General features: G+C 43.8%; 18 protein-coding genes. 14 read left to right on the top strand and 4 right to left on the bottom strand.

Annotated elements, in window-relative coordinates:
- The first annotated feature begins 92 nt into the window (after nucleotides 1–92).
- From ACRZ9O_RS08285 to ACRZ9O_RS08295, 3 genes are read left to right on the top strand one after another with little or no spacing between them, the layout of a single operon-like run.
- On the top strand, nucleotides 93–1,229 hold the full coding sequence (locus ACRZ9O_RS08285; protein WP_459458161.1) for a toxin-antitoxin system YwqK family antitoxin: 1,137 nt from the start codon (nucleotides 93–95) through the stop codon (nucleotides 1,227–1,229).
- A gap of 33 nt (nucleotides 1,230–1,262) precedes the next feature.
- Nucleotides 1,263–2,789 carry a SulP family inorganic anion transporter gene (locus ACRZ9O_RS08290; RefSeq protein WP_459458163.1) on the top strand — a complete coding sequence of 509 codons (1,527 nt, stop codon included), beginning with the start codon at nucleotides 1,263–1,265 and terminating at the stop codon, nucleotides 2,787–2,789.
- 1 nt (nucleotide 2,790) lies between these two features.
- Nucleotides 2,791–3,420 carry a carbonic anhydrase gene (locus ACRZ9O_RS08295; RefSeq protein ID WP_459458165.1) on the top strand — a complete coding sequence of 210 codons (630 nt, stop codon included), beginning with the start codon at nucleotides 2,791–2,793 and terminating at the stop codon, nucleotides 3,418–3,420.
- A gap of 63 nt (nucleotides 3,421–3,483) precedes the next feature.
- Here ACRZ9O_RS08295 and aspS read toward each other — a convergent pair whose 3' ends face one another.
- The gene (gene aspS, locus ACRZ9O_RS08300; protein ID WP_459458167.1) at nucleotides 3,484–5,247 is read right to left on the bottom strand and encodes an aspartate--tRNA ligase; all 1,764 of its coding nucleotides are present in this window, start codon (nucleotides 5,245–5,247) and stop codon (nucleotides 3,484–3,486) included.
- Nucleotides 5,248–5,337: 90 nt separating this feature from the next.
- Between aspS and crtD the strand changes: the two genes are divergently transcribed.
- Complete coding sequence (gene crtD / locus ACRZ9O_RS08305) at nucleotides 5,338–6,807, top strand: 1-hydroxycarotenoid 3,4-desaturase CrtD (protein WP_459458169.1); 1,470 nt, start codon at nucleotides 5,338–5,340, stop codon at nucleotides 6,805–6,807.
- A gap of 26 nt (nucleotides 6,808–6,833) precedes the next feature.
- Entirely contained in the window at nucleotides 6,834–7,310 is a 477-nt protein-coding gene (locus ACRZ9O_RS08310; protein WP_459458171.1) for a DUF4293 domain-containing protein, read from the top strand.
- Nucleotides 7,311–7,313: 3 nt separating this feature from the next.
- Here ACRZ9O_RS08310 and ACRZ9O_RS08315 read toward each other — a convergent pair whose 3' ends face one another.
- Nucleotides 7,314–8,282: a KpsF/GutQ family sugar-phosphate isomerase gene (locus ACRZ9O_RS08315; protein WP_459458173.1), complete on the bottom strand. Its 969-nt coding sequence runs from the start codon at nucleotides 8,280–8,282 to the stop codon at nucleotides 7,314–7,316.
- A gap of 80 nt (nucleotides 8,283–8,362) precedes the next feature.
- Here ACRZ9O_RS08315 and ACRZ9O_RS08320 point away from each other — a divergent pair, with 80 nt between their 5' ends.
- From ACRZ9O_RS08320 to ribD, 8 genes are all read left to right on the top strand, one after another.
- Nucleotides 8,363–10,678 carry a RecQ family ATP-dependent DNA helicase gene (locus ACRZ9O_RS08320; protein WP_459458175.1) on the top strand — a complete coding sequence of 772 codons (2,316 nt, stop codon included), beginning with the start codon at nucleotides 8,363–8,365 and terminating at the stop codon, nucleotides 10,676–10,678.
- Between the two features lie 7 nt (nucleotides 10,679–10,685).
- Entirely contained in the window at nucleotides 10,686–11,972 is a 1,287-nt protein-coding gene (gene purD / locus ACRZ9O_RS08325; RefSeq protein ID WP_459458176.1) for a phosphoribosylamine--glycine ligase, read from the top strand.
- The gene (locus ACRZ9O_RS08330) at nucleotides 11,962–13,455 is read left to right on the top strand and encodes a PSP1 domain-containing protein (protein ID WP_459458178.1); all 1,494 of its coding nucleotides are present in this window, start codon (nucleotides 11,962–11,964) and stop codon (nucleotides 13,453–13,455) included. The genes purD and ACRZ9O_RS08330 overlap by 11 nt, the downstream gene beginning before the upstream one ends.
- Nucleotides 13,427–13,915, top strand: coding sequence for a gliding motility lipoprotein GldH (gldH, locus tag ACRZ9O_RS08335; protein WP_459458180.1), 489 nt, complete (start codon nucleotides 13,427–13,429; stop codon nucleotides 13,913–13,915). Before ACRZ9O_RS08330 ends, gldH begins: the two co-directional genes overlap by 29 nt.
- A 1-nt stretch (nucleotide 13,916) precedes the next feature.
- Nucleotides 13,917–14,399 carry an Lrp/AsnC family transcriptional regulator gene (locus ACRZ9O_RS08340; RefSeq protein WP_459458182.1) on the top strand — a complete coding sequence of 161 codons (483 nt, stop codon included), beginning with the start codon at nucleotides 13,917–13,919 and terminating at the stop codon, nucleotides 14,397–14,399.
- Between the two features lie 62 nt (nucleotides 14,400–14,461).
- Complete coding sequence (locus ACRZ9O_RS08345; RefSeq protein ID WP_459458184.1) at nucleotides 14,462–15,553, top strand: efflux RND transporter periplasmic adaptor subunit; 1,092 nt, start codon at nucleotides 14,462–14,464, stop codon at nucleotides 15,551–15,553.
- A gap of 7 nt (nucleotides 15,554–15,560) precedes the next feature.
- The gene (locus tag ACRZ9O_RS08350; RefSeq protein WP_459458186.1) at nucleotides 15,561–18,635 is read left to right on the top strand and encodes an efflux RND transporter permease subunit; all 3,075 of its coding nucleotides are present in this window, start codon (nucleotides 15,561–15,563) and stop codon (nucleotides 18,633–18,635) included.
- Nucleotides 18,625–19,608, top strand: coding sequence for a bifunctional diaminohydroxyphosphoribosylaminopyrimidine deaminase/5-amino-6-(5-phosphoribosylamino)uracil reductase RibD (gene ribD, locus ACRZ9O_RS08355; RefSeq protein ID WP_459458188.1), 984 nt, complete (start codon nucleotides 18,625–18,627; stop codon nucleotides 19,606–19,608). The genes ACRZ9O_RS08350 and ribD overlap by 11 nt, the downstream gene beginning before the upstream one ends.
- Here the strand turns inward: ribD and ACRZ9O_RS08360 are convergent.
- Nucleotides 19,556–20,878, bottom strand: coding sequence for an Nramp family divalent metal transporter (locus tag ACRZ9O_RS08360; RefSeq protein WP_459458190.1), 1,323 nt, complete (start codon nucleotides 20,876–20,878; stop codon nucleotides 19,556–19,558). The two genes, ribD and ACRZ9O_RS08360, sit on opposite strands and share 53 nt — an antisense overlap.
- Nucleotides 20,879–20,950: 72 nt before the next feature.
- On the opposite strand from ACRZ9O_RS08360, the gene ACRZ9O_RS08365 reads away from it, so the two are divergent.
- Nucleotides 20,951–21,616: a metal-dependent transcriptional regulator gene (locus ACRZ9O_RS08365; RefSeq protein ID WP_459458192.1), complete on the top strand. Its 666-nt coding sequence runs from the start codon at nucleotides 20,951–20,953 to the stop codon at nucleotides 21,614–21,616.
- On the opposite strand, the gene ACRZ9O_RS08370 is transcribed toward ACRZ9O_RS08365, so the two are convergent.
- Complete coding sequence (locus tag ACRZ9O_RS08370; protein WP_459458194.1) at nucleotides 21,608–24,544, bottom strand: DEAD/DEAH box helicase; 2,937 nt, start codon at nucleotides 24,542–24,544, stop codon at nucleotides 21,608–21,610. The genes ACRZ9O_RS08365 and ACRZ9O_RS08370 overlap by 9 nt on opposite strands.

The raw sequence follows: 24,544 nt of genomic DNA on the forward strand, positions 1-24,544 counted from the left end.
TAAGGCTTCAAAAAAATCCATGCAAAAATACATAAAGTCTCTCAGGTAATAAGTTTAATTCGTAGTTTTAGGAAATCTTTTTAAGCAAATTAATGCTTTCACGCTTTCTACTTTTTAGCATAATACTAAGTCTGAGCTTAACTGCTCAAGCACAGAATAGGGTAATTTCTACCAACAAGCCCCTGATAGATACCACCGTTCACGAAAACGGTTTATTTAATGGCAGACTCTCCACAGGACTAGAAGAAAAAGCTAAAGAGGCTAAAAAATTCAAAGAGGACAGCAAAGCCTTTATTGAAAGTCTTGGTGTGAAAGATTTGGGTAAAAAAATAGTAAAAACCGCTAAAAAGAAACTACAGCCTAAAGATGAATATGTAGGTATCAAAACGGAAATTAGATTAGGCAGCTATGGTAGCGGTGTCCGCATGACTGCTGAGGAGGCACATGTCGTGAAATATGTGGAAGACGAGGCCCTAAGTCCTTATTTACAGGAAATTTCCATTTTCGATCCCGCACAATCCCGCGTTACAACTATTCCACTTAAAGAGGCAAAAAATGCACAGATTTGCCATGGCCCTTTCAAAAAATATGTAAATCAAAAACTCGTGGAAGAAGGCTTTTATTATATGGGAGTTAAGGATGGTAGATGGGAAAACTATGGTCCTGAAAATGAATTAGAGAATAAGGTTTATTATCAAAAAGGTTTCTTAAAAGGCTCGTACTTTCAGTATTATGATGCCTCGAAAAAGAAAATTAAAGAGGTTATACCGCGCCAATATGGAAAAGTTAGAGGTACTTATCAGTCTTTTTATGCGAATGGTAACTTAAAAGAAGCGGGGAAATTAGATGATAGTGTTAAGGTGGGGGTTTGGCGTGAATACCATGAGGTAGGTTCTGGTGGTCGCCTTAAAAAAGAGTGGAAATATAGAGCAGATAAATTTGATACGGCTGATCCTATTTTGATTCAAGAACGGGATCAACAGTCTAAAATTATTTTTCAAACCAAGGAACCCATTTCACAGCATAAACCGGCAAAATCCCCCCCTTTAAACCCGGATGACGAAGATTCCGAAGAGGATGACCTTCCTCAAGAAGAAGGGATTGTTCGCTCTCATCCTATTTTTGTATTTACAGTTATCCCCTCCAAAAATAAATTAGCTGAACTACAATTTATATTATCAGCAGGATTTATGTGTACCCCGCTAACTCCACCCGATATTCCTGTTTAATTTAAATAATCAGTTCATTAATTAAACAAGCTTATGAAACAATCAGAATACATTCAATCCTTCATTAAAGGGGATTGGAAATCAGGCATTGCCGTCTTTTTAGTCGCATTACCCCTTTGCCTAGGCATCGCTCTCGCATCAGGAGCCCCCCTATTAGCCGGCCTAGTGGCAGGAATTGTAGGAGGAACACTTGTCTCACTTTTATCTGGATCTGAACTCTCTGTGAGTGGCCCTGCTGCTGGTCTAACTATTATAGTCGCAACAGCTATTGGTGACCTAGGTTCTTTCCCCGGATTTTTAGTTGCGGTGATTATCGCTGGCCTCATTCAGTTAGCCTTAGGCCTTTTGAAATTAGGAAAGATTGGTGGATTTTTTCCTTCGTCAGTCATACGTGGTATGCTGGTGGCGATTGGAATTGTCATCATTTTAAAACAAATTCCACATGCAATTGGGGATGATTTGGACTTTATTGGAGAATTCGAATTTGACCAAAAAGATGGAGAAAATACCTTTACAGAGATTTTGAAATCGCTCGCTTCTATCAAAATGGGCGCGCTACTTATTTCCCTTTTAGGACTTATTATCTTATTTTCTTGGACGAAACTAGGCCAAAAATTCGCCTGGATGAATGCACTACCGGCCTCCCTTTTTGTGGTGTTAGCTGGAGTGGGAATTAATGAAGGACTGGCTAGCTGGAATCCAGACTGGTACTTAGGAGATTCAATGGATCATATGGTCAACCTTCCCATTTTTGCCTCAACCAGCGAAATCTTTGCAGGACTCATCTCTCCTGACTGGAGCTTTTTAAGCCACCCGAAAGTATATTCTATTGCCTTAACTTTAGCTATCGTCGCGACATTAGAATCACTTTTATCCCTGGAGGCAACTGACTCGCTAGATCCGCTCAAAAGAATCTCCTCGCCTGACCGCGAATTGCTGGCACAAGGCGCTGGAAACGTGGTCAGTGGACTCTTAGGTGGCTTACCTATTACTTCTGTCATTGTACGCTCTTCGACTAACATATATTCAGGAGGTAAAAGTCGTATGTCTGGATTCTTTCACGGTATTTTATTAATCGTGGCGGTAATGCTTTTGCCGCTTTATTTAAATAAGATCCCCCTCGCCTGCCTAGCTAGTATCCTGTTATATACTGGATATAAACTTGCCCATCCTAAGGAATTCAAAAAAGTATTTGCAGAAGGCTGGAAACAATATGTTCCCTTTTTAATCACAGTAGCTGTAGTGGTAGGAGTAGATTTATTATGGGGAATTTTCGTGGGAACTTTAGTTGGTTTGGTATTTGTAGTTATCACGAATTATTCATCCGTCTTTACTGTTTTCAAAAAGGGAAATGAAATTTTAATTAAATTTCAGAAAGATGTCACCTTTTTACATAAAATGTCCCTAAAGGAAACATTGCGTAAAATTCCAACTGGATCGGAAGTATATATCGATACGACCAAAGTGCATTTTATGGACCACGATATTAACCTATTGATCCAGGAGTTTATAAGTACAGCACAAGAACGCGGCATCGAAGTCGACCTTAAAAAGAAATAAGATGAAAGAATATAAAAAATTACTCTTAAGCAATAAGGCTTGGGCAAGTGAGCGTCTAGAATTAGACCCTACTTATTTCGATAATTTATCAAAAGACCAAAATCCTCTTTTCCTATGGATCGGCTGTGCAGATAGCCGGGTTCCAGCTGAGGAAATCACGCATGCAGATCCAGGTGATATTTTCGTTCACCGTAATGTAGCAAATATGGTGGTGCATACGGACATCAATCTATTGTCCGTCTTGCAATATGCGGTAGAGGTTTTAGAAGTAAAACACATTATTGTCTGCGGTCATTATAACTGTGGAGGAGTAAAAGCGGCGATGACGAATCACGATTTTGGTTTAATCAACAAGTGGCTTCGTAACATCAAAGAAGTGTATGAAAAGCACTATGAGGATCTGCAAAATATCACGGATGAAACGGCTCGATTTAACCGCTTAGTCGAATTGAATGTAGCGGAACAGATTCAGAATTTGGCCAAAACAACCATCGTTCAAAAGGCCTGGGAGAAACGCAAATTCCCCCATCTACACGGGTGGGTATTTGATATTCACCACGGCGAAATCAAGGAAGTCATCAATATCAACGCGGGTGAATGGACTAGCCCCGTTTTTCATTACGATTTCTAAGCTTACTTTAGTTTATAAAAAAAGGGGGCCGCTACGCGGCCCCCTTTTTTTATATCTACTCGACTAAACCGTCGTTTTAATCTTCAATTCATCTAACTGCGCTTGCGCTAGTGGCGATGGCGAATCGATCATCACGTCACGCCCCGCGTTGTTCTTAGGGAATGCGATGTAATCACGAATCGAATCTGTTCCACCAAACAACGAGCAAAGACGGTCAAAACCAAAAGCCAAACCACCGTGTGGCGGCGCCCCATATTCAAAGGCATCTAATAAGAATCCGAATTGCGCTTGCGCCTCCTCCGGAGTGAATCCAAGGACTTCGAACATTTTTGATTGCAAATCTTTTTGGAAGATACGAATCGACCCTCCACCCACTTCTACGCCATTCACGACTAAATCGTAGGCATTCGCACGCACTTTACCGAATTCTCCAGCCAGCATCAATGGAATATCCTCTGGCTTAGGGCTCGTGAACGGATGGTGCATCGCAAACCAGCGATCTTCTTCCTCACCGTACTCTAATAGTGGGAAATCTACCACCCAGTGTACTTTGTAATTATTCGGGTCACGTAATCCCATACGCGTTCCCATTTCTAAACGAAGCTCGTTCAATTGCTTGCGGACTTTATCTCCCTCACCTGAAAGTACTAAAATTAAGTCGCCTGGCTCTGCGTTAAATGCCGCAGCCCAAGTCGCTAGATCAGCTTCTGAGTAGAATTTATCTACAGAAGATTTCACTACGCCGTCCGCTTGAACGCGAGCGTAAATCAATCCTTTCGCACCGATTTGTGGGCGGCGAACAAAATCAGTTAATTCATCGATTTGCTTGCGGGTATATTCCGCTGCGCCTTTTACGCAGATACCTACCACCGTGTTCGCTGCATCGAAAACTTGGAAATCTTTGCCAGACGTCAAATCCACACCCTCGCCTTTCAATTCCACGAATTTCATATCGAAACGAATGTCCGGCTTATCAGAACCGTAGTTTTTCATTGCATCCGCGTAGGTCATACGTGGCACTTGACCTATGTCAAGACCTTTTACGTTTTGGAACAGGTGACGAATCAATCCCTCAAACATATTCAGGATATCTTCTTGCTCCACGAACGACATTTCGCAGTCGATTTGAGTAAATTCTGGCTGGCGATCCGCGCGCAAATCTTCATCACGGAAACACTTCACAATTTGGTAATACCGGTCGAAACCGGACACCATCAATAATTGCTTAAAAGTTTGCGGAGACTGCGGTAAGGCATAAAATTCGCCTGGATTCATCCGAGAAGGAACGACGAAATCGCGCGCACCCTCTGGTGTTGATTTAATTAAAACGGGTGTTTCCACCTCGATAAAATCTTGCTTATCTAAGTAATTACGCACTTCGCGACCCACGTGGTGGCGCAATTGCAAACTTTCGCGAATCGGGTTACGGCGCAAGTCTAAATAACGGTATTTCATGCGGATGTCATCGCCGCCATCTGTCTCGTCTTCGATCAAGAACGGAGGCAATTTCGCCGGATTCAATACGCGCAATTCTTTTACTTTGATTTCGATATCGCCAGTGGGCATTTTGTCGTTTTTCGACAAACGCTCTACCACGACCCCTTTCGCTTCTACGACGAATTCACGGCCTAATCCTCTGGCTAATGCCAAAGCCTCCGCAGACGATTTCCCCTCCTCTAACATCAATTGAGTGACCCCGTAACGATCCCGAAGATCCACCCAAATCATCCCCCCTTTATCACGTGAACGCTGAACCCAGCCACAAAGAGTTACCTCGGTGCCCGCGTGTTCGATGCGCAATTCGCCATTTGTATGTGTACGTAGCATAGAAAATATTAAAATTCGGGCAAAATTACAGAAAAGCGCAGGGAGAGAAAAACATTTAGGGCTTTATTCTTTTTTACTTAATTTTGAATTATGTCAAAAATAGGGATTGTTGGATCGGGAATGGGTAGTTTGGGCTTTGCCATTCGCAGCGCGGTGGCGGGTCACCAAGTCACCGTTTTCGAAGCGAATTCCTATCCTGGAGGCAAATTAGCCCAAATCGAAACCAACGGATTTCGTTTTGACGCCGGGCCCTCTCTTTTCACAATGCCACATTTAGTGGACGAACTGTTCACGCTGGCAGGCAAAAATCCCCGCGACTATTTCAGCTATGAAAGATTGCCAGAGATTTGCCGCTACTTTTGGGAAGATGGCACACGCTTGCAAACGAACGCTGCACCCGCAGAAACAGCGGCGGCGATTGCTTCGCAATTAGGAGAATCCTCCGAGAATGTAGCACGTTTTTTACGCGAAATCGGAGAAAATTACCACATCATTAGTGAGCTTTTCTTGGATAACTCTTTGCATTCCTTCTCAACCTGGACGGGGCCTAAAGCCCTGAAAGGCTACCTGAATATCCCGCGCCTAGGTCTTTTCAACACGATGCACCGCTCCCACGCGAAGCGTTTTAAGAATCCGAAAACGGTCCAGCTTTTTGACCGCTACGCCACCTACAACGGCTCGGACCCTTACCAAACGCCGGCAACTTTATCGATTATTCCCCATTTAGAATACAACATTGGTGCTTTTTTCCCAAAAGGCGGCATCATCAGCATTCCTCGGGCGCTGCACCGCCTCGCCGAAGAACTAGGTGTGAACTTTCACTTCAACGAGAAAGTGTCCAGCATCACTACCGAAAATCATACTGCGACTGGATTAGAGACTGAAAAAGGAAATTATACCTTTGACTACATTGCCTGCAACGCAGACATCCGCCCGAGTTACACAAAACTCCTATCACAAGAACCACAACCGAAAAAGCTCTTAAATCAACCCAAATCCAGCTCCGGCATCATATTCTATTGGGGAATGGACCGCATTTTCGACGAATTAGGGGTGCACAACATCTTCTTCTCGGACGATTACCAAGGCGAGTTCAAGGCCATCTTCGAAGACAAAACCATCAACGATGATCCGACCATTTACTTGCATATTTCTTCGAAGGTAGAAAAATCAGATGCGCCAACAGGCGGCGAAAACTGGTTTATCTTGATGAATGTTCCAGCGAACGAGGGACAAGATTGGGATGCGCTAGTGGCAAAGATGAGAAGAAATGTGATCGAGAAATTATCGCGCAACTTAGGCAAAGACATCGAGAAACACATCGTCGCCGAGGACCTATTAGACCCGCGCAGCATTGAGGCTAGAACTTCATCAGCTGGAGGTGCGCTTTATGGAAACGCTTCGAACAACCGATTTGCAGCCTTTTTACGTCACCCGAATTACCGAAAGGCCATTAAAAATTTGTTTTGGGTGGGCGGAAGCGTTCATCCGGGCGGTGGAATTCCGCTTTGTTTATCTTCGGCAAAAATTGCGGCGAAGCTTTTTGCAGAAAATGCGTAATTTCGTCTATTCAATGAAATAAAATTATGATTCAAAGACCACAAACCCTTTTCTTAGCCTTAGCGATTATTGGTAATGCGATCGCGACATCTGGCATTTCTATTTGGCAAAAAATAGGTACTTCAGGCCAGAAAGCAGAGCTTTTCTCTAACCAATGGCAATTATTCCAAAACGGAAAAGAAGTAGCCGCACACAGTAACATCGCCATTGCCCTTTTAGTGACTTTATCGACGGTTATCACGCTAATAACGATTTTCTCATTCAAAAACCGCATGCGTCAAATGATGTTAGGCCTGGTCAATTCCCTGGTTTTAGCGGGAGCAATGGGCTATGCTTTTTGGGTGATTTTCAAGGAGGCGATGCCTACGTTTGAACCAGAAATTCAGGGTAAATATGGTTACGGATTCTACGCCTTAGTGGTTTCCCTACTAGCGAATATGATTGCAAACCGCCTCATCCGCAAGGACGAGATGCTAGTGCAATCATCGAACAGAATGCGCTGATTTTTAGACGATACCCTCTTTCAACAGGTCGTGGAGATGTACAAATCCCACGGCCTTTTTATTTGCCGTCACCACCAGTTGTGTGATATTTTTGCTTTGCATGATTGCCAATGCCTCTGTAGCAAAAGCCTCCGCATCAATCGTCTTAGGCGTAGTATTCATCATATCCGCTAAAACGATGATAGCCCAATCCTTTGAATTTTCCAAAGTACGGCGAACATCACCATCGGTGATAATCCCTACTAAATCCCCTTTCCCATCTAATACCGCGGTTGCGCCTAAACGCTTCGACGAAATCTCGTGAATGGCTTCCTGAATGGAGGCTGTGTGGGAGATAGCTGGGAATTCGTGGGTTGGATAAATATCGCCCACTTTTAAATAAAGACGTTTGCCCAGGGCGCCGCCTGGATGGTATTTGGCAAAATCCTGAGCCGTAAATCCTTTACATTCTAACAAACAAACCGCTAAGGCATCGCCTAAAGCCAAGGCTACCGTCGTGGAAGTCGTGGGTGCCAGATTCAATAAATCCGCCTCTTGGTCTGCCAAAGCGTGTAAAATATAGTCTGACTGCTGGCCTAAATAGGAGTTCTTATTGGACACCATCGCAATTAACTTCACTTTCAGTCGCTTTATCAAAGGTACTAACACCTTAATTTCGGGCGTATCTCCAGACTTCGAAATACAAATCACCGCATCTCCCTCCTGAATCATCCCTAAATCTCCATGAATCGCATCCGCCGCGTGCATAAACAAGGCTGGCGTCCCGGTGGAATTCATCGTAGCTACAATTTTCTGCGCAATAATGGCAGATTTACCAATCCCAGTGAAGACAATGCGCCCAGGAATACTTAACAAATGTTCCACACAAGCCTCAAAATCCGAATTAATTCCGGCGCTCACTTGCAGAATGGCCTCAGCTTCCTGTGTTAAAACTTTTTTTGCTGTGGATTGGATATTTTTGCTTAATTTCAATCTTAGAAGAATTTGTAGGGCAAAGATAAGTAGAAGCCCTCAGACTTTAACAATCGCCGAAACAACACATTAATCAATATATGCCCCATCCAATGACCATCGATAGCTTGAAGGAACAGCTAAAAAAAACCTTTGGATTTAGCCAATTTCGGGGGGAGCAAGAAGCCATCATTCTGAATACCATCCAAGGCAAAAACAGTTTTGTGTTAATGCCTACAGGCGCAGGCAAGTCGCTTTGCTATCAATTACCTGCGATTGTGATGGAAGGAACGGCAATTGTGATCTCGCCTTTGATTGCCTTGATGAAGAATCAAGTAGATCAAATGGTGGCTTTTGGCATTAATGCACAGTTCCTAAACTCTTCGCTAACCCGTGCTGAAATCAATCGCGTGAAAGCAGAGGTTATCTCCGGAGCTGTTAAGTTATTGTACATCGCCCCGGAATCACTCAACAAACAAGAGAACCTAAACTTCCTAAAACAGGCTAAAATCTCCTTCGTCGCGATCGACGAGGCACATTGTATCTCTGAATGGGGACACGATTTTAGACCAGAATACCGTAAAATTCGCACCATCATCGAGACCATTGATGAGAAAATGCCCATCATCGCTCTAACGGCGACGGCTACCCCTAAGGTGCAAATCGATATTCAAAAGACCTTAAATCTAGAAGATGCGACTGTTTTTAAGTCCTCTTTTAATCGCAAGAACCTCTATTACGAGATCCGTTCGAAGAAGGATATTGACAAGCAATTAATCCGTTTCATTAAGTCGCATAACGGCAAAGCGGGTATTATTTATTGCCTTTCGAGAAAGCGGGTAGAGGAAATTGCAGAATTATTGCACGTGAATAGCGTGAAGGCCCTTCCCTACCACGCGGGTTTAGAGCCGCAAGTGAGAATGTCTAACCAAGAAGCTTTCTTGAATGAGGAAGTAGATGTGATGGTCGCGACGATTGCTTTTGGGATGGGTATTGATAAGCCGGATGTGCGTTTTGTGATTCACTATGACGCTCCTAAGTCGTTAGAAGGGTATTACCAGGAAACAGGGCGCGCAGGGCGCGATGGGTTAGATGGGACATGTATCTTGTTCTACACCTACGATGACATCCTGAAATTAGACAAGTTTAATAAAGATAAGGCCGTTACGGAGAAGGAGAATGCCAAAATTCTTTTGTCCGAAATGGTCTACTATACGAATTTAGGTGTTTGCCGTCGCAAGCAATTGCTTCACTATTTTGGGGAGCATATGGCTGAAAACTGTGGTTTCTGTGACAATTGCCTACATCCGACCCCAACATTCAAAGCTGAAGACGAAGTAAGTCTGGTCTTACAAGCGGTACAACAAACCGGCGAACAATTCGATGCAGAACACATCGCTGACTTCTTGGAAGGTAAATCAAATTCCTTCATTCAGAGTCACGAACAGGAAAAATTATCCTTGTTTGGTGCTGGAAAAACGGTTTCATGGATTAGTCCTGAGGTAGATGAAGAAGACGAAGAGGACGAGGATGAAGACGGAGACGAGGATGTTCCGAAGAAGCCGAAGATGCGCAAAACAGCATCAAAACCGGTGCCTATCGAAGATGAAAAATCGGCTTGGATTTCGTTCATTAAGCAAATGGCCATTTTCGGGCTATTGGATAAGGACATCGAAAACTACGGCGTTCTTCGTTTAAGCGCTTTAGGACAAGCTTTCTTGAAGGAATCCTTCCCTATTACGTTCTACAAAGACCACGATTACGAGAAAGAGGCGGAGCCCGCTGAAAATGAGGACGAGGGAGCTGCTTTAGGGGCCAAAGCCTATGATGACGCCCTCTTTGACATACTTAAAACCCTCCGCAAGAAGATCGCGAAGGAGAAAAATTTACCTCCCTATGTGATTTTCCAAGATCCTTCTTTGGAAGAGATGGCCACTACTTATCCGACTACACAGGACGAAATGGCCCAAATCAACGGCGTGGGAATGGGTAAAGTCGTGAAATTCGGTAAGCCATTCCTCGATGTGATTAATCGTTACGTAGAAGAAAACGAGATCGAAACGGCGAAAGAAGTGGTCGTAAAATCAACGGTCAATAAGTCCAAAATCAAGATTTACATTATCCAACAGGTCGATCGAAAAATCGATTTAGACCTGATCGCAGAACAGAAAGAAGTGAGCATGGCGGAATTAATCGAAGAGATTGAAACCATTTGCTTCTCGGGTACGAAATTAAACCTGGATTACTATATTAATCAAGTCATTGAGCTTGATAAACAAGAAGAAATCTACGAATACTTCATGTCTGCGGATAGTGATGACATCATAGAGGCCTTGGAAAATTGTGATATCGAAGACGTAACAGAAGAAGAACTTCGTTTAATGCGCATTAAATTTTTGAGTGAATTAGCCAATTAATCAACATATGAACGTTTTAATTTTAGGTGCAGGAGGCCGTGAACACGCATTTTCTTGGAAGATTAGCCAAAGCCCTATCCTAGGTAATTTATACATTGCACCGGGTAATCCGGGAACCGCACAATGCGGTACTAATTTAGCCATCGGCGTGACCGATTTCGAAGGAATCGCCGCGGCCATTCGAACACATGACATTGGATTAGTGGTGGTGGGTCCTGAAGAACCATTGGTAAAAGGGATACGCGATTTCATCGAATCTCAATCTGACCTGAAACACGTAGGAATCGTGGGACCAGGTGCAGAAGGTGCCCAAATCGAAGGTAGCAAGGATTTCTCTAAGAACTTCATGCACAAATACGGCATACCAACTGCTGCATCCCAAACCTTCACGAAGGACACCATCGCGGACGGTCTGGCCTATTTGCAGACACAATCCTTACCCATCGTATTGAAAGCAGACGGATTAGCGGCAGGAAAAGGAGTCATTATCGCTTTGACTTTGGCGGAGGCGGAGACAGCTTTAAATGAGATGCTCTTAGCCGCGAAGTTCGGTGATGCAAGTTCCAAAGTGGTGATCGAGCAATTCCTTCGTGGAATCGAATTATCCGTTTTCGTTTTAACCGATGGCGAAAACTATGTGGTTTTACCTGAGGCGAAAGATTACAAGCGCATTGGAGAAAACGACGAAGGTTTAAATACCGGTGGTATGGGTGCCGTTTCTCCCGTTCCATTCGCAAACGCTAAGTTTATGGAGGTCGTGAAGCAAAAGGTTATTGAACCTACTGTGAAAGGCTTGAAAGCAGAAAATATAGACTACAAAGGATTCATCTTCATCGGATTAATGAACCACGAAGGCGAGCCTTATGTCATCGAATACAACGCTAGAATGGGGGACCCTGAAACGGAGGTAGTTTTACCTAGAATCGAATCAGATTTCCTATCTTTGCTAATTGCAGCCTCTAATGGCACGCTGAGCGAACAAAAAATTTCCATTTTGGACCAATATGCCGTAACAACCATGTTAGTGGCAGGAGGTTATCCAGAGGAATACCGCAAAGGCGATGTATTAACAGGGGTTGAAAAAGTGGAGGACGCGATCGTTTTCCACGCAGGTACGACGTCAAAAGATGGCGAAATTATCACCAGTGGCGGCCGAGTTATGGCCTTAACTGGAACTTCGAATACCTTGGAAAGAGCGATCCAAAAATCACAAAAGGCCGCCCAAACCATCCAATTCGAAGGTAAAAACTTTAGAAGAGACATCGGATTAGATGTATTAAGATATGGCATGTAAATCGTGTTCCAGTGGGTCATGTGGCTCTACCAGCACTAGCGGAGAGGTAAAAGGCTGCCAAAGTAATGGCGGTTGTGGCTCAGGTGGTTGCAATAAAATGAACGTTTTTGACTGGTTATCAGACTTAGACGTCCCTTCTTTTCAGCGCTTTCACATCGTGGAAGTGAAGTTTAAAGGGGGAAGAAAAGAGTATTTCCGCAATGCTGATCAACTCGAATTGCATACAGGAGATTCAGTCATGGTCGATTCCAGCAGCGGTACTCAATTAGGCGTCGTTTCTCTACAGGGAGAATTGGTTCGACTTCAGTTGTTGAAAAAGAATATCAAAGACGACGATAAGGTTAAAAACATCTTCCGTGTAGCGACAGAAAAGGACATCGAAAAGCACGAGCAAGCAATGGCACGTGACCTACCTACGATGTACCGTGGTCGTCAAATTATCAGCGACTTAAAACTAAACATGAAACTTTCGGATGTGGAATTCCAATCCGATGGGGCCAAAGCGATCTTCTATTATTCGTCTGAAGACCGCGTCGATTTCCGAGAATTAATCAAGCTACTAGCGACCGAATTCAAGATTCGCGTCGAAATGAAGCAGATATCTCTTCGTCAAGAGGCGGGAAGATTAGGGGGAATCGGGGTTTGTGGTCGCGAATTGTGTTGTTCGACCTGGTTAACTGATTTCAAAAACGTGACTACGTCAGCGGCTCGTTACCAAAATTTATCACTGAATCCAGTCAAATTAAGTGGCCAATGTGGTCGTTTGAAATGCTGCTTGAACTACGAGTTAGAGACCTATATGGATGCTCTAAAAAGCATCCCTACGATAGAGGGTCGCTTAAAAACGAAACGTGGAGAAGCTATCCTTCAGAAGACGGATATTTTCAAGCGGATGATGTGGTTCGGGATTGTGGGTGAAGAGGCCATCTGGATTCCAGTAAGCTGTGATCGCGTCGCAGAGATTGTTGATTTAAATAAGAAAGGGATTATTCCTGAGTCGTTTGAGGATCTGAATCCAGATGCTCCAGCGGTGGAAAAACCTACTTTATCTGAGCTAAACTCTGATTTAGAGCGGATGGACAAGAAATACGGCGGGGCTAAATCAGGCAATCGCAACAACCGAAATAACAGAGGTAATCGCGATGGCGGAAATCGCGGACCACGTACTGAAGGGCAAGACCGCGGGCCACGTCCTGAAAGAGGACCACGTCCTCCAAGACCTGAAGGACAAGACCGTGGACCGCGTCCTGAAAGAGGACCTCGTCCAGAGCGCGGACCTCGTCCGCCGAGACCAGAAGGTGAAAATCGTGGACCGAGACCAGAGGGACAAGAACGCGGACCTCGTCCGGAAGGACAAAATCGACCGGAGGGAAGTACGCCAGCAGCCGATGGTGGAACGGCCACTCCTAAACCATTCAAGAAGAAAAAGAAGTTTAAACCAAGACCTCCGAGAGATGGTGCAGCGCCTACCCCTGAAGCTTAGTCTAGGATTCATTTTCCTATTGGAGCTGTTTTTTTTCGCCTGTAGTGATTCCAGTGTGGTTATTGATGAGTCTCATAACTTTCCTACATCTGGATGGGTACAAAAACAACCGTCACAATTTAATGTTCAAATTCCGGTTGATTCCGCAAGTTATGCCCTGTATGTGGTGGTGCGCCAAAACAACGCCTACCCATTTTACAATTTATATTTCAGTCCTAGCATCTTAGATGAAAGCGACAAAACACTCCAAAGGGGATTAGCTGAAGCAATTTTGTATGACCCTAAAACGGGAAAGCCGAAAGGCGCCGGTTTTGGCGATATTTATGAAAAAAAATTCCTAGTATATCCAGCTTTGAGATTTCCCAAAAAAGGGGCCTACAAAATTCGTATTGAACAATCGATGCGGGTGGATACACTAAAAGGAATGGTTTCTATTGGACTGCTTTTAGAAAAAAACTAGCATGGCAAAAATAGACGATATCGATAAAAAAATCCTCTCCTTCCTACACGAAGATGCGTTTCTTTCTAATAAAGAGATGGCACAACGACTAGGGATGAGCGCCACTCCTATCCATGAGCGAATTAAACGAATGGAAAAAGAAGGTGTGATTACGGGATACCGAGCGATGATTAACCCGGCAAAACTAGGCAAAACGTTAACGGTCTTTTGTGATATCTCCTTAAAAGAACATGCTGCAGCGTATTTGAACCAATTCGAAAAGGATGTAATGAAACTGGAGGAAGTTGCAGAATGCTATTGCGTCTCAGGCCAAAGCGATTTTTTACTTAAAATTGTGGTCACAGATATGGACGAATACCGCGAATTCATCTTGCACAAATTAGCAAGTATAAAAAATATTGGCAATGCACAGAGCCATTTCGTTATGAACGAAGTAGGAAATGAGCACTTTATGCCCTGGATTTCAAATTCTTTAACCAATTAAGCCTATAAGTTAGGGTAAACTTTTCCTTGGATTTGATTACCTTAGTATGAAAACCTATTACTATGAATAAAATTACGAAGACTATCTTGTCGGTATTGACCATTGCCTTGATCTTGGGTTTGGCGTTTTATCCGAAGATTAAAAAGACTTTTTTCGCCGCTGAAACGAAGGAAAAAGGGAAAGAAAAAGGTGGCCCAGGGGGCAAAGGAGGCAAAACAGCCGTGATTGTGACGGTAGTAAAATCGACTCGTTTAGATGATATGATTAGCTCGACGGGGTCTATTTTGCCTAATGAAGAGGTCGAAATTCGTTCGGAAATCGCTGGACGTATCATTTTACTTAATATTAAAGAAGGTGATGTAGTGGCTAAAGGCACTGTTTTACTACGTATCAATGACGATGATTTACAAGCGCGACTTAGAAAACTTGGTTTCAACAAGAAATTAGCAGAGGATAATGAGGCCCGCCAAAAAGTTCTTCTTCAAAAAGAAGCCATCTCACAACGGGAGTATGATATTGCCGTAAACTCGGTCAATACCATTTCAGCGGACATCGAAGATCTAAAAGCCCAAATCTTAAAGACAACTTTACGTGCTCCGTTTGCTGGCAGAATTGGATTCCGTTATGTAAGTACTGGAAGTTATATCTCTCCAAGCACTCAAATTGCAACGCTGACTAATACAAATCCAGCGAAAATTGAATTCTCTATCCCAGCAAAATATGCAACTCAAGTAAAAAATGGGGGAACCATTGAATTTATGACGGAGAACGAGGAGAAGACCTTTACGGGTCGTGTTTACGCCATCGATCCGAAAATCGACCCGCAGACAAGAACCTTGCAAATCCGTGCGCAAGCACCTAATCCTGGAAATCAATTAGTTCCAGGAGCCTTCGCGAAAGTGAATTTGATCTTAAAAACGAAAGGATCGGCCATTTTAATCCCGACTGAATCGGTGATTCCTGAGGCAAAAGGTAACAAGGTATTCATCGTTAAAAATGGCAAATCTGTTTCCACGAAAGTGACATTAGGAACGCGCGGTGACAAGACGGTTGAAATATTAGATGGTTTAACTATTGGAGATACCTTGATTACGAACGGTATCATTCAAGTGAAACCAGATGGGGATGTAGAAATCAAAGAAGTCGTAAAATAAACTAGCTATGGCATCTTTCTCAGAGATTAGTATAAAAAGACCGGTACTTTCGATTGTGATGTCCATCACGATCATTGTATTTGGCATCATCGGATATACCTACTTAGGTGTCCGCGAATATCCATCGGTGGATCCGCCGGTAGTGAATGTCCAAACCTCCTACACTGGAGCAAATGCGGATATTATCGAATCCCAAATTACCGAACCTTTAGAGGAATCGATTAACGGTATCGCCGGTATTCGTACCCTTTCCAGCTCAAGCCGTGATGGACGTTCCAGTATCACCGTAGAATTTGATCTTTCGGTAAACATCGAAGATGCAGCGAATGATGTACGTGACCGGGTGTCGCGCGCCATGGGACAATTACCTAAAGACGTAGATCCTCCTATCGTAGCGAAAGCAGATGCGGACGCTAGCCCGATTTACAACATTAACGTATTCTCATCTACGCGTAACCTGCTGTCATTAAACGAATTAGCTACACGTAACATCAAGGAGAAGTTTCAAACGATTCCTGGCGTAAGCTCCGTCCAATTATGGGGTGAGCAGAAATATGCCATGCGTTTGCACATCGATCCAGAGCGCTTAGCTTCCTTCCGTTTGACTGCGCCTGATATTGTGAATGCTTTGGCCAAACAAAACATCGAATTGCCATCAGGTAGTATCGAAGGGGCAAATACGGAATTGACGGTGAGAACACAAGGTCGAATGACGACTGAAGAGGATTTCAATAATTTAATTATCAAAGAGGAAGGAGACCGTTCGGTAAAATTCTCAGACGTGGGTAGGGCCGAATTATCGCCGGAGAATAATAAGACCTTCTTTAAGCGTGATTTAAAGCCGATGATTTCCATCGCCGTTATTCCGCAACCCGGTTCAAACCAAATTCAAATCGTTGATGCCATCCACAAAAAAGTAGAGCAAATTCGCCTGACTTTGCCAGCTGATGTGGAAATGAAGGAAGGTTTCGATAACACTAAATATGTTCGGAAATCCATTGAAGAGGTGGAGGAAACGATTTTGACGGCGATTTTATTGGTGACCATCATTATCTTCTTGTTCCTTCGTGACTGGAGATCTACTATCATTCCATTGACCGCTATTCCAGTCAGTTTGATCGGGGTATTCTTCTTTATGTATTTAGCGGGCTTCTCTATCAACGTATTGACCTTGTTAGGTATCGTACTTTCGATTGGACTCGTGGTGGATGATGCCATTGTGGTATTAGAGAATATTTATACCAAAATAGAAGAGGGTCTTAGCCCGTGGGAAGCCGCGGTCGAAGGGTCTAAAGAGATCTATTTTGCCGTCATTTCGACGACGGTTACCCTTGCTGCGGTATTTTTACCTGTGATTTTCTTACAAGGGATTACAGGGCGATTGTTCCGCGAATTCGGAATAGTGGTGGCTGGTTCTGTGATTATTTCTGCCTTTGTTTCCTTGACCTTAACTCCGATGTTAAGCTCACGTTTATTAAAAGGGAACCATACGAAACCATGGTTCTATACCGTGACAGAACCCTTCTTTGTTGCTTTAACAAAAGGTTATGAAAATTCTCTGGCTGCCTTTATTAAGATTCGCTGGATGGCTTGGGTGATTATGTTCTCCTTGTTTGGCATTATTTATGCCCTATTTAAATTCGAGGCGATTCCATCTGAATTAGCTCCTTTAGAGGATCGAGGTGGTCTACGTGTGAATGCGGTGGCTCCAGAAGGGGCAACTTTTGAATATATGTTGAACTATACGGATGAGATGGCCAAATTTTTAATGACAGCTATCCCTGCTAAAGAACGCAATGCCGTTTACTCGATCACCTCCCCTCCTTTTGGGAATGGCGGATCGAATACCGGTACTATGCGTGTCATCCTAGCGGACCCGGAAGGTCGCAGAACGCAGCAACAAATTGCGGAAGAAATTCAGCCGAAGATCAAGAAATTTACGGGTGCGCGTGCTACTTTAATTCAAGAACCTACCCTTTCTACAGGTCAACGTGGTGGTGGTGGTCTACCGGTGGCTTTCGTTATTCAGGCATCGACTTTTGAAAGCTTGAAAAAGAATATCCCCTTATTTATGGCGAAAGTGCGCGAAAGCTCGAAGTTCGAAACAGCGGATGTGAATCTTCGTTTTACCAAACCAGAATTACGTTTGGAAATCAACCGAGATAAAGCACAAAACTTGGGAATTTCCATTCAAGATGTGGCTACTACCTTGCAATTAGGTCTTTCGGGTAGACGTTTTGGTTATTTCGTGATGGATGGCAAACAATACCAAATCATTGGTCAGATCGACCGTCCGATGCGGAATGATGTCACCGATTTGAAATCCCTGTATGTGAAGAATAACCGAGGCGATTTGATCCAATTGGACAATTTAGTGAAGATTACAGAGCAAAGTACGCCTCCACAACTCTTCCGTTACAACCGCTATGTAGCTGCGACAGTTACGGCGCAAATGGCGAAAGGAGTCACCTTAGGGGAAGCCCTAAATGAGATGGATAAATTAGCGAAAGAGACGTTTGATGTATCCTTTTCTACAGCCTATGATGGCCAAAGTAAGGAATTCAAAGAGTCTAGCTCTTCGCTACTCTTCGCCTTTGCTCTTGCCATTCTTTTGATCTACTTGATTCTTTCAGCTCAGTTTGAAAGTTTCATCGATCCATTCATCATCTTGTTTACCGTACCTTTAGCGGTGGCTGGAGCCTTATTAACACTTTGGGATTTCAGTCAAACATTGAACATCTTCTCCCAAATCGGTATCATTGTCCTCATCGGTCTAGTAACCAAAAATGGTATCTTGATCGTGGAGTTCGCTAACCAACGGAAGGAGACCGGTTCAGAAAAGACGAAAGCGGTTCAAGAGGCGGCAGTAGCCCGTTTCCGTCCTATCATCATGACCTCGCTTTGTACCATCTTAGGTATTTTACCGATTGCCTTAGCCTTAGGTTCAGGTTCTCAAAGTAGGGTTTCGATGGGTATCGCTGTTGTTGGTGGTATGTTATTCTCTACCACCTTAACCTTGTACATCATACCAGCGATTTACAGTTATTTATCGAGTAACCGCAAACCTGTTCATGCCGAATAAAGAAATTTGGATGCAACGCGCCTTTGACCTAGCCTTGTTAGGCTCAGGGCGCGTTGCACCTAATCCTTTAGTAGGTTGTGTCATTGTCAAAGGCGACCGCATCATAGGTGAAGGTTATCACCAACAGTTTGGTGGTCCACACGCAGAAGTCAATGCGATTCATTCCTCCACGGAATCGGTAGAAGGAGCGACTGCCTATGTGACCTTAGAGCCTTGCTCTCATTTTGGCAAAACACCTCCCTGTGCTGATTTACTGATTCAATCCGGCATCTCCACTGTTTACATAGCAAACCTAGATCCTAATCCACTCGTAGCAGGGAAAGGAGTTGAGAAACTAGAAGCAGCGGGCATTACTTGCCACATCGGGTTACTAGCAGAAACAGGTGAATGGATCAACCGCCACTTCTTTACCTTTCACCGGTTGAAAAGGCCTTACATTACTTTCAAGTACGCTGTTAGTGCCGATGGATTCATCGCAGGCCTTAAGGGTGCACCCGTTCAATTATCCAATGAATTATCTGCCCTTCGCGTACATCAAATGCGCGCAGAGCACCAAGGAATTTTAGTGGGGGTCCAAACCATTATCAATGATGACCCTTCTCTTACTACTCGATTAGTAGTCGGTTCGAATCCCATCCGAATCGTCTTAGATCCGTCGGGCAGAATACCATCAACGGCAAAAATCCTACAAGATGGTGGGGAAACTATCGTTTTGCGTTCATCTGCAGAAATAGCATCCTTATCCATTCAATCCATCCTAGTAGAAGGAGGAGCAAAGACGATGGAAATGTTATTTGCGGATGGACTAGTGGATGAGATTTGGAAAATCAGAAGTGCCAAAACACTTCTTGAAGGAATCTTTGAACCTAAACTGCCAGTGAAATGGCGTGCTATTGACTACCTAGGCGACGACACCTGGTTTAAATCAGTCCTAAAACCTGCGCCAGTAAGTACATATTTAGACCTAAAATAATCGCGGTAATCACCCAAACAACTCCCTGTAAGAGCGCGGAATTAGCAAATTTCCCCATCTTCTGCTTATCTCCTGTAAAGAGTACGAGCGGAATCACGGCGAAACTCAGCTGCATCGATAAGATGACTTGAGAAAATACCAACAACTCCCCTATCTTCGATTCCCCATAAATCCAAGTAATAAAGAAAGCAGGGATAATGGCAATCAACCGGGTAATCAATCGTCTTAACCACGGAGCTATTCGAAGATCAAGGAATCCTTCCATCACGATTTGACCCGCTAAAGTTCCCGTCAACGTAGCATTCTGACCCGATGCTAATAAAGCAACTGCAAATAAAATACTCGCTAATTGACTCCCTAAGACGGGATCTAATAACTGGTAGGCATCCCGGATATCTGCGACGTGGGTCAAATTATTCCCATGGAAAGCAGCCGCTGCTAAAATCAATATCCCCGCATTGATAAAAAAGGCGAAACCCAAAGAAATCGTGGAATCCCATGTCGCATATTTGATGGCTTTCTCTTTATCCTCATCCGTATCCTTGATGGCACGGGTTTGGACTATACTCGAGTGCAGATATAAATTATGTGGCATCACCGTAGCTCCTAGAATTCCAATGGCCACATATAACTGACTTGGATTCATCACCACTGATGCTTGGGGAACCAAACCTCCTACGATACCTGCGATGGAAGGTTGAGAGATAAAGAGCTCGTAGGCAAAACAGCAAACGATGACAATCAAGAGGGATAACACGATAGATTCGATGACCTTGAATCCTTTGTTTTGGAAATATAATATCAAGAATACATCTAAAATCGTAATCACAATTCCCGCTAAAATCGGAATCCCAAACAACAATTGAAGCGCCAAGGCTGACCCGATCACCTCCGCTAAATCACAGGCAGCAATCGCAATCTCACAGACCACCCAGAGAAAAATAGCCACCGGTTTAGAAAAGGCATCCCCACAAGCCTGTGCTAAATCGCGTCCCGAGGCAACGCCTAATTTCAAGGCTAAATGCTGCAAAACAATCGCGAAAATACTAGAAACGAGGATAACGGATAATAAAGTGTACCCGAAAGAAGCACCCCCAGCTAAATCTGTCGCCCAGTTACCGGGATCCATATATCCTACCGCGACTAAAAAACCCGGTCCCATGAAGGCGCGTAAATTCTGCCAAAATCCATTCCCCGTAGGCACGGGAATCGTCCCAAACACTTCAGAGAGGGATTTTATTTTAGGACTAGAACGCCAAGGACTCGACATAATTGAAAATTTTGTACAATTTAAAAATAATTTTTAGATTAACCTAAAAATTTAATTTACTATCTTTACCGCATGGCCATTTCATTCACAGAAGAAAACTACTTAAAGGTTATCCACAGACTCTCAGAGGCTACTTCTGAGGACATTTCAACGAATGCAGTTGCCGAGTTAATGCAAACGAAAGCTGCATCGGTGACAGATATGTTGCGCAAGCTAGCCGATAAAGGATGGGTGAATTACCAAAAATACCAAGGAGTTCGTTTAAGTGCAGAGGGCGAAAAAATTGCGTTGTCAATTGTGCGAAAGCACCGACTTTGGGAAGTCTTCTTAGTGGACAAAATGGGCTTTAATTGGGACGAAGTGCACGAAATTGCAGAACAACTCGAGCACATCGAATCGGACCAACTTGTAAACAAACTAGATGAATACCTTGGATTTCCTAAAACGGATCCACACGGCGATCCAATTCCAAACAAAGAGGGTGTTCTACCAGAATTAGCCTATTCTCATCTATCAGATATCAAGGCAACTAAAACCTGTAAACTGATGGGTGTAGCTCAGGATTCAGCCGTATTCCTTCAGTTGTTGACTAAATTAAATCTGAATTTAGGGGCAAAATTAGACATAAAAGAGATCAACGAATTTGATCGTTCTATCTTCGTTTCGATCAACGACGCAGCTCCCATCTTCATTAGTCATGAAGTGGCGAAAAATATCCTCGTTAAAATTCTAGCTTAATAAATCGAGTACCTCGTCTTCGCTCAAAGCGCGTAGGATACTCTCGTCAGATGTCACTAGCTCTGAAGCCAAATCCTTTTTGCGTTGCTGTAACGCTAGTATCTTCTCCTCCACCGTTTCTTTCGATATGAACTTATAGGTGAATACAGTTTTCTTTTGGCCAATACGGTGTGCACGGTCAATGGCCTGAGCCTCCGCTGCTGGATTCCACCACGGATCTAACAAGAACACGTAATCTGCCGCGGTCAGGTTGAGACCTACCCCACCAGCTTTTAGGGAAATAAGGAAAACGGATTGACCGTCCTCTTTTTGGAAACTTTCTACTTGTCCCTTCCGGTCGACCGTACTACCATCTAGGTACGCATAGGCAATGCCACGCTCCTCTAGGGCTGCCTTGATCAAATTCAAATGTTGCACAAATTGACTAAAGATCAATACTTTATGGTGCTGCTCTAAGACCGTCTCTAATTTTTCTAAAACGGCCTCCATCTTACCCGAATCTCCAGTATAGCCTTCCTCGCATAGCGATGGATGGTTCGCAAGCTGACGCAATTTCGTCAAACCCTGTAAGACAGAGAAACGCGATTTCTGCAAACCTTCATCCTTAATCTGCTTCAATAAAACATCACGATAGAACGATTTCGTCTTGTCATACAAGCGCTCTTGTTCCTCGGTCATCGAGCAGTAGGTGACCGATTCCATTTTTTCTGGTAAATCTGCGGCTACTTGACGCTTCTCCCGACGCAATAAATACGGCTTGATTAGGAAATACAAACGCTTTTTCTTCTCCATATCTGCCTTCTTCTCGATAGGCAATTGGAAATGGTCTTTGAAATAACGTTGGGTTCCAAGCAGACCTGTATTGACGAAATTCATCTGGGACCACAGGTCCATCGTCGAATTCTCGAGCGGAGTTCCCGTCATGACAAGGCGGAATTTCGCATTCAATTTCTGAACGGCTTTGGTAATATTCGCTAACGGATTCTTAATCGCCTGCGACTCATCTAAAATCACATACGAGAATGCTTGTTTTTCGAACCATTCAATATCCGAACGCACCATCCCGAACGAGCACAATAGTAAGTCAATCTTGCCTATTTGTGCCTGTAATTTCTCTCTTTGCGGTCCGCTATAGACTAAAACGCGTAACTGCGGCGTAAATTTCTTCGCCTCCATCTCCCAGTTATACAACAGAGAAGTAGGCATCACGAGCAAAGTAGGCAAAGTCTCGCCTTGTTCCTTCAAGCTCTGTAATAAACAAAGGGTCTGCACCGTTTTACCCAGACCCATATCATCCGCTAAACAAGCCCCTAAGCCAGCCGCCTGCCGCGTACGCATCCAACGATAACCTTCCAATTGATAGGGGCGCAAAGTTCCTTTAAAGTTCTTCGGTACAGGATATTCTTTTGCCTCCAGCGCTAAATCGCTTACCGTTTTCGACCGCAAGGCTGTCTTCACTAAATCCTGATTCTCCCACTCCTGAACTAGCTGGTAATGTTGACGACGCAAGAAGACGCCTTCTTCCCCGGGACGCGTTTCGGAGAAATAAAATAAATCTTGGTAATCATGGAACCAATTGTCCGGAATCATCGCAATGGAACCATCCGGCAAATGGAATTCCTTCTTCTTTTGTAAGATCAATTGACGGATTTTCAAGAAGGGAATTTGGAACTCTCCAAAGGAAATAATAGCCTGAATATCAAACCAATCTAGTTTTTCACCAATGCGAATATTGATTTCTGGCTTCCCTAAGAAATAGCGGGGAGCTTGCCCGTCGCCTTTGAATTGAACAACAAAGCCTGCTTGATCCAGTGATTCTTTATTCGCAGTTAACCATTGAACTGCATCGCCACGTTGTAGAAAGGCTCTACCGTCGTTCTCCATCTTTAACCCTAAGGTTTTCAGTTGTTGGAAAGCGCGTTTTTCCTTCACATGGGAACGCATAATTTTTTGAAAGGCGTAGCTATCTGCTTTCTTTTCAAAAAGTACATTCGCTTCTGAGGACAATCCATCCCATGGGAAGCGATTGTTTCCGTATTGGAAGGAAAGTACAAAGTTCCAGCGATCAGCTGCCTCTAAAGCGGCCTTCTTTTTTAAGGTTTCTTCCTCGTCTAATTTAGGGGCCGTTGGGCCATAAGAAAGTAAGAATTGAACCGGTTTTTCGGTATTCGTAATCTCGAATCCCTTCGCGTGAACGGGATAACGTGCGACCATTGCCTTCACGAATTTGCGGAAGTAATCTTCTTCCATGTTCTTAGGAATCGCAACGAATTTCTTGTTCAAGAAAGGGCGCAATTTTTTGCCCTCTAGTTCTGGATTGAAGTGATATAATTTCTGGTTCATCAGCATCCAAGCCGGCTCGTCGCATAACACGACTGCGTCTTTGTACTGGAACTCGAGTTTATTACCTAGGTATTTAAGCGTAGGGAAATAGTGTGTATTCTCTTCGTTACGCATGAAGTGAAATAAGACATCTACCGCCTCCGCTTCGATTTGAACGGCTTGACGCATCGGATTTCCATCATTCCCCATAATGAAAAGCGTCTTATCCGGACAAATTAATCCAAAAACTTGACCTCTCTTCTTCTCCACAACCGACATCACCGCCTCTTGAATCTCCTTCTCCCCTTTCTCTGCATCCCATGTCTTCAAATAGAATTCCTCCATCGTCTTGCGCTTCGAGGTATTGAACTTTTCAAAAACCGCCACCGGCTTCATGCTCTCAATCAAACCCACCGCCGTGCGATCGCGATCGTCTAAGGCGTGTTCAAATTCATGGAAGTTCCGGGAAGTAAGCGTTTGGTACTCCCAAGTCAACTGACTCTTCTCATTTAATTGCACCACAAAGACTTCGAACAAATATCCGAGGCATTCGTGAGACAACAAAGAATAAACAACCTGAAAAGGTTTGTTAGGAGAGATTTTCAT

The organism is Aquirufa sp. HETE-40SA, from assembly GCF_054558635.1.

Coding starts and splice junctions, on each gene's coding strand:
- ACRZ9O_RS08330 (WP_459458178.1), top strand. CDS start 11,962: ATGGCATGTAAATCGTGTTCCAGTGGGTCATGTGGCTCTACCAGCACT.
- ACRZ9O_RS08340 (WP_459458182.1), top strand. CDS start 13,917: ATGGCAAAAATAGACGATATCGATAAAAAAATCCTCTCCTTCCTACAC.
- ACRZ9O_RS08310 (WP_459458171.1), top strand. CDS start 6,834: ATGATTCAAAGACCACAAACCCTTTTCTTAGCCTTAGCGATTATTGGT.
- ACRZ9O_RS08295 (WP_459458165.1), top strand. CDS start 2,791: ATGAAAGAATATAAAAAATTACTCTTAAGCAATAAGGCTTGGGCAAGT.
- ACRZ9O_RS08370 (WP_459458194.1), bottom strand. CDS start 24,544: ATGAAAATCTCTCCTAACAAACCTTTTCAGGTTGTTTATTCTTTGTTG.
- ACRZ9O_RS08290 (WP_459458163.1), top strand. CDS start 1,263: ATGAAACAATCAGAATACATTCAATCCTTCATTAAAGGGGATTGGAAA.
- ACRZ9O_RS08345 (WP_459458184.1), top strand. CDS start 14,462: ATGAATAAAATTACGAAGACTATCTTGTCGGTATTGACCATTGCCTTG.
- ACRZ9O_RS08360 (WP_459458190.1), bottom strand. CDS start 20,878: ATGTCGAGTCCTTGGCGTTCTAGTCCTAAAATAAAATCCCTCTCTGAA.
- aspS (WP_459458167.1), bottom strand. CDS start 5,247: ATGCTACGTACACATACAAATGGCGAATTGCGCATCGAACACGCGGGC.
- ACRZ9O_RS08350 (WP_459458186.1), top strand. CDS start 15,561: ATGGCATCTTTCTCAGAGATTAGTATAAAAAGACCGGTACTTTCGATT.
- ACRZ9O_RS08365 (WP_459458192.1), top strand. CDS start 20,951: ATGGCCATTTCATTCACAGAAGAAAACTACTTAAAGGTTATCCACAGA.
- crtD (WP_459458169.1), top strand. CDS start 5,338: ATGTCAAAAATAGGGATTGTTGGATCGGGAATGGGTAGTTTGGGCTTT.
- ACRZ9O_RS08320 (WP_459458175.1), top strand. CDS start 8,363: ATGCCCCATCCAATGACCATCGATAGCTTGAAGGAACAGCTAAAAAAA.
- gldH (WP_459458180.1), top strand. CDS start 13,427: ATGGTGCAGCGCCTACCCCTGAAGCTTAGTCTAGGATTCATTTTCCTA.
- purD (WP_459458176.1), top strand. CDS start 10,686: ATGAACGTTTTAATTTTAGGTGCAGGAGGCCGTGAACACGCATTTTCT.
- ribD (WP_459458188.1), top strand. CDS start 18,625: ATGCCGAATAAAGAAATTTGGATGCAACGCGCCTTTGACCTAGCCTTG.
- ACRZ9O_RS08285 (WP_459458161.1), top strand. CDS start 93: ATGCTTTCACGCTTTCTACTTTTTAGCATAATACTAAGTCTGAGCTTA.